Origin of the sequence: uncultured Sphaerotilus sp. (assembly GCF_963924895.1) — a bacterium.
Taxonomy (GTDB): Bacteria; Pseudomonadota; Gammaproteobacteria; order Burkholderiales; family Burkholderiaceae_C; genus Sphaerotilus.
Genome location: NZ_CAWURG010000003.1, coordinates 224,424 through 233,499, shown reverse-complemented (window position 1 = coordinate 233,499; position 9,076 = coordinate 224,424). Strand labels below are relative to the sequence as shown.

The window sequence follows — 9,076 nt, the reverse complement described above, 5'->3', positions numbered from 1 at the left end:
CGCCTGCAGCACGCGCCCAGGATTCATGAGGTTGTGCGGATCGAGTGCCTGCTTGATCGAGTGCATCATCGCGAGCGCTACAGGGTCTTTGTAGTCGGGCAGTTTGCCGGCTTTGAGGCTGCCCACGCCATGCTCGGCACTGATGGAACCGTCGAATTTCAGCACCTGCTGGAACACCAGCGTGTTGACGTGTTCTTCTTGTTCGCGCAAAAAACCTGCCGCATCGAGGCCCTCAGGTGCCTGCACGTTGTAGTGCAGATTGCCATCGCCCAGATGGCCAAAGTTGACCAGGCGCACACCAGAAATCTCCGTTTGAAGCAAGGCATCGGTTTCGGCACAAAACGCCGGGATGCGCGAGACCGGGATACTGATGTCGTGTTTGATGTTCAGGCCCTCTTCGGCCTGCGCCAGCGGAATGCTCTCGCGGATGTGCCACAACCCGTTGGCTTGGGCCAGGCTCTCGGCCACCACAGCGTCGCTCACGATACCTTGCTCGAAAGCGGCCTCCAGCAGGCTCTCCAGTTGGCTGCGGGCATGGGCTTCGGATTCGCTGTCGCTGTTCTCCAGCAAAACGCAATAGGCCGACTCCGACCACAGCGGCACCCGCAGGGTTGGAAAATGTTTGTGGACCAGGCTGAGGGCAAATTGTCCCATCACCTCAAAGCCCGTGAGACTGGCGCTCAGGCGCTGGTGCGCCAGGCCCAGCAGTGAAACGGCGGCGTCCAGCGAGGGCACAGCGGCCCAGGCGGTGAGTTGGGCGGCGGGTTGGGGGTAGAGCTTGAGCGTGGCGGCGGTGATGATGCCCAGCGTGCCTTCGCTGCCGATGAACAGGTCGCGTAGGTCGTAGCCGGTGTTGTCTTTGCGCAGGCCGGTTAGACCGTGCCAGATTTCGCCTTGCGCGGTGACCACTTCCAGGCCGAGGCACAGGTCGCGGGCATTGCCGTAGCGCACCACTTGCGTGCCACCGGCGTTGGTGGCGAGGTTGCCGCCGATGGTGCAGCTGCCTTCTGCGGCCAGGCTCAGCGACAGCAGCAGCCCGGCCGCTGCGGCCGCGTCCTGTGCGGCCTGCAGCACGCAGCCCGCCTCGACCGTCATCGTCAGGTTGGCGGCATCGATGCTGCGAACCCGGTTCAAGCGGCCCAGGTTCAACAGCACCTGCGTGCCGCTGTCGTCCGGCACCGATCCACCGACCAGGCTGGTGTTGCCCCCCTGCGGCACCACGGCCACGCCGTGGTGGGCGCACAGGCGCATCACCTCGGCCACTTCGGCCGTGCTGCCGGGGCGGACCACCGCCAGCGCGCGGCCGTGCCAGCGCTTGCGCCAGTCGCGCTCATAGGCCACGAGATCGCCGTCGCACAGCACATGGGCGGCGCCGACGGTGGTGCGGAGTGCCGCGATCAGCGGCGAGTCCGGGTGGGGCATGCAGCGTGCTCCGGCTTGTCAGGTGGCCGCAGCGGCCAGCCGACCCGCCGCGAGACGCGCCCGCACATGCCAGGCACAGGCGGTGAACAGCAGCACCGAGAGCACCAGCTCGACCGCGGCCAGCGGCACCTCGGGGCCCGGCGCGCTGTTGACCCGCACGGCCCCTTCGGCCGCATAGAGCCAGACGGCCAGACTCATCCAGCGGTAGGTGTAGAGCCTCATGCGCCACAGGCCCGGCAGCGCCAGCACCAGCGGCAGCACCTTGATGGCGAGCGTGCCGTTGCCGGTGCGTGCCAGCACCAGCTCCCAGAGCAGGCCCAGCGCGACGAGCGCCAGGCAGGAGACGAAGGCGATCCAGCGGCTGCGCTGGACCGCGGACGTGGGAATGCCGGCGGGGAGGGCGGGTGTGGCCGCGGGGGAGGAGGTGGACAGGACAGGTTCGGTCATCGTGGGGTCATCGGTTCAGCTTTGGCATGATAGCCATCATGAATCCCTTCAGCCGCCGCTGGGCCGCCCTTCAGCATTGGCCCTGGCTCGACACCCTGCGCACCCTGCACCAGCGTTTTCGTGAAGACCGGCTCGGCATCACGGCCGGCAGCCTGACCTTCACGACCATGATCTCGCTGGTGCCGCTGGCGACGGTGACCTTCGCGCTCTTCACCGCCTTCCCGATGTTCGCGAATTTCCGCAAGGCGCTGGAGGTGTATTTCCTGCAGAACCTGGTGCCGGACGCCATTGCCCGCCCCGTGCTGAAGCAGCTCACGCTGTTTGCCAGCAAGGCCAGCCAGGTCGGGACGATCGGTCTGGTGGTGCTGGTCTTCACGGCACTGGCGCTGCTGCTGACCATCGACCGCTCCCTCAATGCCATCTGGCGGGTGCGCCAGCCCCGGCCGCTCGCCCAGCGTGTGCTGGTGTACTGGGCCACCGCCACGCTGGCGCCGCTGGTGCTGGGGGTGAGCCTGTCGATGACCTCGTACGCGGTGTCGGCGTCCAGCGGTCTGGTCGACGCCCTGCCGGGGGGCGTGTCCTTCCTGCTCGGCCTGATCGAGCTGGGGCTGATGGCGGCCGGCATGTCGGCGCTGTTCAAGTTCGTGCCCAACACGCAGGTGCGGTGGAGCCATGCGGCGCTCGGGGGTGTGTTTGTCGCGCTGGGCTTCGAGCTGGCCAAGCGCGGGCTGGCCTGGTACCTGGGCCTTGCGCCGACCTACACCACGATCTACGGCGCGTTTGCCGCGGTGCCGATCCTGCTGAGCTGGATCTACCTCGGCTGGGTGATCGTGCTGCTCGGCGCGGTGATCGCGGCCTATGCGCCGAGTCTGCAGATGCGGGTGGTGCGCCACGCGGTGACGCCGGGATGGCGGTTCATGCTCGCGCTGACCGTGCTGCGCGAACTGGCCCAGGCCCGCCAGACGGACGCACACGGCGTGGCACTGGCCGAGCTGTGCGAACGGCTGCGTCTGGACCCGCTGCAGGTCGATCCGGTGGTCGAGCAGTTGCAGCGCCTCGACTGGGTCGGCAGCCTGTCCGAGCCGGGGCTGGCGCGCCATGTGCTGCTGGTCGACCCGGCCCGCACGCCGGTGGCGCCGCTGGTGCAGGCCTTGCTGCTGTCTGCGCGCTGGCAGGACGAGGCGTTCTGGCGCCATGCCGGCCTGTCCAGCATGCGCTTGTCCGACGCGCTGGGCTGGGAGTCTTCGCCTGAAACTACCCCGCGTTAGTCGGTGTACTTTGCCATTCCGGGACGCCGCGATTGCCTACCCTCTTGCCAGACCGTCTTCGGACGGATTCAAAACAAGAGCGTGTCACCGCGGGGGTATCCAATGCGCAGCAACTTGCCTGTCACCCAGGCCGAATATCCATTTCCGACCGGGCGGGCGCTGGTGTCGACCACGGACTTGCAGGGGCGCATCCTGTACTGCAATCCGGCGTTCATCGAGGTCAGCGGCTTTGTCCGCGAGGAACTGCTGGGCCAGCCCCACAACCTGATCCGCCATCCCGACATGCCGGAAGAAGCCTTTCGCGACATGTGGGCGACGATCTCGGCGGGCTCTCCCTGGTCCGGCATGGTCAAGAACCGCCGCAAGAACGGCGCCCACTACTGGGTCATGGCCAACGTCACGCCGCTGTTCGACGGTGATCGGCCCGCGGGCTACATGTCGGTGCGCACGGAGGCCAGCCGCCAGCAGATCGAGGCGGCGGAGCAGCTCTACGCCGCGATGCGGGCGGAGCACTCGTCGGGTGGCGCGGGCCGGCACCGGCTGCGCAGCGGCCGGGTCGAGCTGGACAGCCTGACCGCCAGCCTCGGCCGCCGGCTGGCGGTCCGTCCGTCCACGAGGCTGCTGCTGCTGTGCATGGGGTGCGGTGCGAGTGGCGTGGTGGCGGGTCAGCTGGCGCAGGCCGGCAGCAGTCTGGGCGTGTTGTCCTGGGTGGCTGCGGCCGGGCTGGTGGCGGCTTGGGCGGCGCTGGCCGCCTGGCGCATCGGGCTCACGACGCTGCAGCCGATGGAGCGCCTGCTCCAGTTTGCCAACCGCATGGCCGCGGGCGATCTGAGCCGCCGTCTGCCCGCCGACCAGCCGGGGCTGGCAGGACAACTGGAACGGGCGCTCAACCAGCTGGCCGTCAACCTGCTGGCGATCGTCGGCGACACCCGCGCCGGGGTCGACTCGTTGCGGGGCACCGCGGGCGAAATGGCCCGCGGCAACCTCGAACTCTCCGAGCGCACCGAGTCCCAGGCGTCCAGCCTGGTGGAGACCGCGGCGTCGATGACGCAGATCACCGCCACCGTGCGCCAGAGTGCAGAGAGTGCCCAAGGTGTGGCCGGCATGGCCCTGCAGGCGGCGGACATCACCTCGCGCAGCACGGCGGCCGTGCACCGCGTGACCGAGACGATGCAGACCATCAGCCAGGCCTCGCGCCGCATCCAGGAAATCGTCCAGGTCATCGACGGGATCGCGCTGCAGACCAATCTGCTGGCCCTGAACGCGGCGGTCGAGGCGGCCCGGGCGGGAGAGCAGGGACGCGGCTTCGCCGTGGTGGCCGGCGAGGTGCGCCAGCTGGCTAAGCGCACCTCGGTGGCAGCGCAGGAGATCAAGGAGCTGATCCAGGACGCGGCCAGCAAGGTGGAGGCCGGGACCCAGCAGACGGACCTGGCCTGCAGCAGCATGGACGAGGCCCTCGCGGCCGTGCGCCAGATGAGCACGCTGGTGGGGGGCATCGGCACCGGGGCCACCGAGCAGCTGGTCGGCATCTCGCAGATCAACGAGGCCGTGGCGAACATGGAATCCCTCACCCAGCAGAACGCCTCGCTGGTGCAGGACCTGAGCAGCGCGGCCAGTTCGGTGGGCTCGCAGGCGGAGATGGTGTCCGAAGCGGTCCGGATTTTCCGCATGGACGCGCGTGATCGCCCTGCGGCCGCCACCTCGGCGGTCGCCCTGCGCCGCCAGATGAAGCCGGCTGTTTTGCCCGCGCGCCGCCCGGCCGTGGCGCGCTGAATCGCTCAGCGCAGCGACAGGCGCAGCGCGGCCAGCAGGCCTTCCGGGTCTTCCTGCATCAGCGCGTGGCCGGCGGTCGGCAGCGTGTGCACCGTTGCACCCAGGGCCTGTGCGATCGTGTTGGCCTGCTTTGGCATGGTCATCCGGTCCCGGTTGCCCACGATGAGGCTGCAGCGGGTGCCTCCGGCCGCGCGCAGCTGTTCGGCTGCTTCCAGGCCATGGGCATAGCGGTCGCAGGCGGTGAAGTCGTGGTGGAACAGGTTGTGTTCGATGCCCGCCACGCCGGCACCGCGCGCCAGCACCTGCCGCATCAGCGCGCGGCTGACGCCATGCAGCCACGCACCCGGCCCGGGGTAGGAGGGCTTGGCGGCCATCGACGCGTGCGAGAAGGTCACCACCTGGTCGATGGCCGCCAGCGGCTCCTGGGCCGCAGTGGCCAGCAGCGCAGGCGAGACGCGCATCGGATAGGCGGTACCGACCATCACGAGGTGGCTGATCAGCCCCGGCGTGGCCCGGCTGGCGGCTTCCAGCGCGATCAGCGAGCCCATGCTGTGGCCGACCAGCGCCGCCCGCTGCACGCCATGCTCGGCCAGCAGCGCGAGCACGGCGTCGGCCATCGCTTCGACATCCGGCAGTACCGGGCCAGCACTGCGCCCGTGTCCTGGCAGGTCCACGGCGAGCACGCTGTGGCCGTGGTGGGCGCACCAGCGCGCGGCCAGCGTCCAGACGCTGTGGTCGTTGAGCGCGCCGTGGATGAACACGACGCAGGGCAGGGCCGCATCGAACGGCCTGCCGCCGGTGTAGGCGACCATGGAGGATCGGGTGGACAGTGGCATCGACATGGCCATCACGCGGCTTTCTGCGCCACCTTGAGGGCGCGCTGGAGATCGTCGATGAGGTCGGCCGGGTCTTCCAGACCGACCGACAGCCGAATCGTGCCGGGGCCGATGCCGGCGGCAGCCAGCGCCGCGTCGTCCATGCGGAAGTGCGTGGTCGAGGCCGGGTGGATCACCAGCGAGCGGGCATCGCCCACATTGGCGAGGTGCGAGAACAGCTCCAGCGCTTCGATGAAGGCCTGGCCCTGCCGGCGCGAGCCTTGCAGATCGAAGCTGAACACCGCGCCGCAGCCCTTGGGCAGCAGACGCGCGGCCAGGGCGTGGTCCGGATGGTCGGGCCGCGACGGGTGGCGGATGGTGCCGACCATCGGCTGTCCTGCCAGGAACTCGACGATGCGCTGCGTGTTCTCGACATGGCGCGCCATGCGCAGCGGCAGCGTCTCGATGCCCTGCAGGATCAGCCAGGCGGTGTGCGGGCTCATGCAGGCCCCGAAGTCGCGCAGACCCTCGCGCCGCGCCCGCAATCCGAAGGCGCCGACCGAGCTTTCCTCGGTGAACACCATGCCGTGGAAGCCGTCGTAGGGCTCGCACAGCGTCGCGGCGCGGCCGTGCTGGGCATGGGCGGCGTCCCAGTCGAAGTTGCCCCCATCGACCAGCAGCCCGCCGACGACGGTGCCGTGGCCGCAGAGGAACTTGGTCGCCGAATGCAGGACCAGCGCAGCACCCAGATCGAGCGGGCGCTGCAGCCAGGGCGTGGTCAGCGTGGCGTCGACCAGCAGCGGCAGGCCGTGCTCGCGGCCGATCTGGGCCAGCGCGGGGATGTCGAGCACGTCCAGTCCCGGATTGCCGAGCGTCTCGCCGAACAGCAGTTTGGTCTCGGGCCGGATCGCGGCCCGCCAGGCGTCGTGGTCGCCGGGGCGCACGAAGGTGGTCCGGATGCCCAGGCGCGGCAGCGTGTAGTGCAGCAGGTTGTGCGAGCCGCCGTAGAGCGAACTGCTGGCGACGATGTGGTCGCCGGCGCCGGCCAGGGTGGTGATGGCCAGCATCAGCCCAGCCTGTCCGCTGGCAGTGGCCAGGCCGCCGACGCCGCCTTCCAGCGCGGCGATGCGCTCTTCCAGCACGGCGGTGGTCGGGTTGGACAGCCGGCTGTAGACGTGGCCGGGGCGCTCCAGGTTGAACAGCGAGGCGGCGTGTTCGGCCGACTCGAAGACGAAGGAGGTGCTCAGGTGCAGCGGGACGGCGCGGGCCCCGGTGACCGGGTCGGGCGCGCTGCCGGCGTGCAGCGCGAGGGTGTCGAATCCGGGGGCGGCGTATCCGGCCATCGGGGGCTCCTCAGGGTGATTTTTGCGCGCATTGTGGGCTATATTGGCGCAACAGATCCTGTAGTTCCCGCATCCGTCTTCAGAATTCCAGCCTTCGAGAGGTCACCATGAAAGTCAGCGACATCCTGCGTGTCAAGGGCAACACGCTCTTCACCGTCACCCCGGACCACCCGCTGGCCGAAGCGATCACGGCCATGGCCGAGAACGACATCGGCTCGCTGGTCGTGATGGAGCACGGTGATCTGGCCGGGATGCTGACCTTCCGGGAAGTCATCCAGGCGATCGTGCGCAATGGCGGTGTCGTCGGCAAACTGCTGGTGCGCGGCGTGATGGACGACCATCCGCTGACCTGCACGCCCGGCACCGAGATCGACGAAGTGCGCCGCATGATGCTGGAGCGCCACGCGCGTTACATGCCGGTCATGAGCGCGCGCATGCTGATGGGCGTGATCTCGTTCTACGACGTCGCCAAGGCCGTGGTCGACAGCCAGGACTTCGAGAACCGCATGCTCAAGGCCTACATCCGCGACTGGCCGGCCGATGCGACCGAACCCACCACGACCGATTCGGTCCGCGATCAGGCCTGAACCGTCACCAGACGCAGGTGCGCCGGTGCCAGTGCCGGCGAGTCCTTGCTCGGGGTTGCCTCGGTCGGAGTGGCGAACACGTCTTCATGCTCGCGCAGCTGCGCGGCGATCCGCTCCAGGGAGTCCGCCGTCGTGATGGTGTGCTGCGTCCCGCCGGGCACCTCGTCGCCGGGTTCCGGCAGCACCACCGCCAGGTAATCAGCGAGTTGCCCCAGTGCGACCAGCAGCTGGCCCGTCTCGTCCAGCCGGTGCACACGGACGCGGACACCGTACTGGCCATGCATCAGCGCCCGGGTCAGCCGGCTGGCGTCCTCCAGCGGCCGCTCGAGCGATCGGATGTTGGTCTGCAGCAGCAGCAGCCCCGTCCCGATCGCCAGGCCCAGCAGCGCCGCGGACAGCAGCAGCGTGAAGTGGGTGGCATGGGCCGCGCTGGCCGCGGCCGGCACCCAGGCCACCGCGACGCCCGCCGTGGCCAGACCCAGCGGAAGCAGGGTCCCCAGGGCGAGTCGGGTCCGCAGGGAGATGTGTCGGAAGCGATCAACAAACATGGCAATTCCCATTCGATTCAAGCTTGTATCCATCAATGATGCAAAGGTAACAAAATGTCTTGGGTGGGACCTTGCCATAAAAAAGGCACGGTGCCCTTAACGCACCGTGCCTGAAACGAGTCACTGGTGGACTCGCGGCTGGAATATTCAGGTTCTGTTCACATGTCGGAGCTGGACGAGCTGAGTCCCAGGTCGCTGCTGCCCATCAGGCGTTCGATGTCGAGCAGGATCAGCATGCGGTCCTGCAGGTTGGCGATGCCGGTGATGAAACTGGTGTCCTGGCTGGTGTCCATCTCCGGGGCGGGCCGCACGGCCTCGCCGGGCAACTCCAGCACGTCCGACACCGAGTCGACCACCGCGCCGACCACCCGCCCGCGGATGTTCAGCACGATCACCACCGTGAAGCCGTTGTACTCGGCGCTCTCGCAGCCGAACTTGATGCGCAGATCGACGATCGGCACGATCACGCCGCGCAGGTTCACCACCCCCTTGAAGCACGACGCGGCATTGGCGATGCGCGTCGGAGCCTCGTAGGAGCGGATTTCCTGCACCTTGAGGATGTCGATCCCGTATTCCTCGTGGCCGAGGCGGAAGGTGAGGTACTCGCCGCGCATGTGGCTGGTGTCACCGGCACTGGCCGCGGCGTTGCCGCCGCGCTGTGTGGTGGAAGTTCCGCCGCTGGTGGTCGACCGGGGGGATGTCGGGTGCTTGAGGGCCGTGCTCATCTTGATCCTTGATGTGCGATGCATGGGATTCTCGACCCGGCCGGTGGCGGTGATGGCGGGAGCAGCGGGGCATAGTCCGCCCAGTTCGCCGTGGAGGGCCGCCTACAATCGACCGATCTTCTCCAGCGCAAGCAGTCACCCATCCGCA

9 protein-coding genes are annotated in these 9,076 nt (G+C 68.6%); 3 read left to right on the top strand and 6 right to left on the bottom strand.

Annotation, left to right across the window (positions count from 1 at the left end):
• Both AABN02_RS01835 and AABN02_RS01830 read right to left on the bottom strand, forming a co-directional pair.
• The coding region (locus AABN02_RS01835; RefSeq protein WP_338413212.1) for an FAD-binding oxidoreductase at positions 1 to 1,422 on the bottom strand (1,422 nt) is incomplete at its 3' end.
• A gap of 18 nt (positions 1,423 to 1,440) precedes the next feature.
• Entirely contained in the window at positions 1,441 to 1,869 is a 429-nt protein-coding gene (locus tag AABN02_RS01830; protein WP_338413211.1) for a DUF2069 domain-containing protein, read from the bottom strand.
• 38 nt (positions 1,870 to 1,907) lie between these two features.
• Here AABN02_RS01830 and AABN02_RS01825 point away from each other — a divergent pair, with 38 nt between their 5' ends.
• Positions 1,908 to 3,137: a YihY family inner membrane protein gene (locus AABN02_RS01825; protein ID WP_338413210.1), complete on the top strand. Its 1,230-nt coding sequence runs from the start codon at positions 1,908 to 1,910 to the stop codon at positions 3,135 to 3,137.
• 114 nt (positions 3,138 to 3,251) lie between these two features.
• Entirely contained in the window at positions 3,252 to 4,910 is a 1,659-nt protein-coding gene (locus AABN02_RS01820) for a methyl-accepting chemotaxis protein (RefSeq protein WP_338413209.1), read from the top strand.
• Positions 4,911 to 4,915: 5 nt separating this feature from the next.
• On the opposite strand, the gene AABN02_RS01815 is transcribed toward AABN02_RS01820, so the two are convergent.
• Positions 4,916 to 5,722: an alpha/beta hydrolase gene (locus AABN02_RS01815; protein WP_338413208.1), complete on the bottom strand. Its 807-nt coding sequence runs from the start codon at positions 5,720 to 5,722 to the stop codon at positions 4,916 to 4,918.
• Positions 5,723 to 5,757: 35 nt separating this feature from the next.
• Positions 5,758 to 7,068, bottom strand: coding sequence for an O-acetylhomoserine aminocarboxypropyltransferase (locus AABN02_RS01810; RefSeq protein WP_338413207.1), 1,311 nt, complete (start codon positions 7,066 to 7,068; stop codon positions 5,758 to 5,760).
• A gap of 107 nt (positions 7,069 to 7,175) precedes the next feature.
• On the opposite strand from AABN02_RS01810, the gene AABN02_RS01805 reads away from it, so the two are divergent.
• Entirely contained in the window at positions 7,176 to 7,655 is a 480-nt protein-coding gene (locus tag AABN02_RS01805; protein ID WP_338413206.1) for a CBS domain-containing protein, read from the top strand.
• Here the strand turns inward: AABN02_RS01805 and AABN02_RS01800 are convergent.
• Complete coding sequence (locus AABN02_RS01800) at positions 7,646 to 8,203, bottom strand: hypothetical protein (RefSeq protein WP_338413205.1); 558 nt, start codon at positions 8,201 to 8,203, stop codon at positions 7,646 to 7,648. The genes AABN02_RS01805 and AABN02_RS01800 overlap by 10 nt on opposite strands.
• A gap of 158 nt (positions 8,204 to 8,361) precedes the next feature.
• On the bottom strand, positions 8,362 to 8,817 hold the full coding sequence (locus AABN02_RS01795; protein WP_338413219.1) for a chemotaxis protein CheW: 456 nt from the start codon (positions 8,815 to 8,817) through the stop codon (positions 8,362 to 8,364).
• Positions 8,818 to 9,076 lie beyond the last annotated feature (259 nt).